Annotated in this window: 3 pseudogenes; all 3 read right to left on the bottom strand. The window is 40.3% G+C overall.

Annotation, left to right across the window (positions count from 1 at the left end):
• A pseudogene (locus HHO47_RS19130) lies at window positions 1–128 on the bottom strand (ISAs1-like element ISPsesp1 family transposase); the annotation flags it as partial.
• Between the two features lie 23 nt (window positions 129–151).
• Window positions 152–295 (bottom strand): annotated as a pseudogene (gene tnpA, locus HHO47_RS19870) (IS66 family insertion sequence element accessory protein TnpA); the annotation flags it as partial.
• A gap of 127 nt (window positions 296–422) precedes the next feature.
• Window positions 423–516 (bottom strand): annotated as a pseudogene (locus tag HHO47_RS19140) (elongation factor Tu); the annotation flags it as partial.

Below are 516 nucleotides of genomic sequence, written 5' to 3' on the forward strand. Positions count from 1 at the left end.
TTCGTATGTTGTTTTACCATGTTTCTAACCACTCGACGAAATAATGCCATATGTTGTGCGCTTAACGGATCGTGAATTTGAGATGCATCTTCTTTAAACACGACATCCAATATCCAGTGTTGTTGGTGGTGAGTACCGCATAAAAGCTTGTTTTTGATAAAGCATGTTGCTGGCAAAACTCAGTGATAGTTAAATCGCTGGCTTGTTGTTCTTCAATAATACTGCGCCACTGTTCAAGGCTGTGTGTTTTTCTCATGACTATCTCCTCATTGAAATTCGGAAATAGCTTAATCATTTTGACGAGTTACTGGCAGGTGCATTTTGCTAGACGCTTACCCTTCACATCGCGTAAATCGCAGACATTAAAAAACCCGAGACTATGCTCGGGTTTTTTTCTAATAATTAACTTTATAAGTTAATTATTACTCAACGATAGTTGCTACTACACCAGCACCTACAGTACGGCCACCTTCGCGGATTGCGAAACGTAGACCTTCATCCATTGCGATTGGAGAG

Source organism: Pseudoalteromonas arctica (genome assembly GCF_012927645.1).
Lineage (GTDB): Bacteria > Pseudomonadota > Gammaproteobacteria > Enterobacterales > Alteromonadaceae > Pseudoalteromonas > Pseudoalteromonas arctica_A.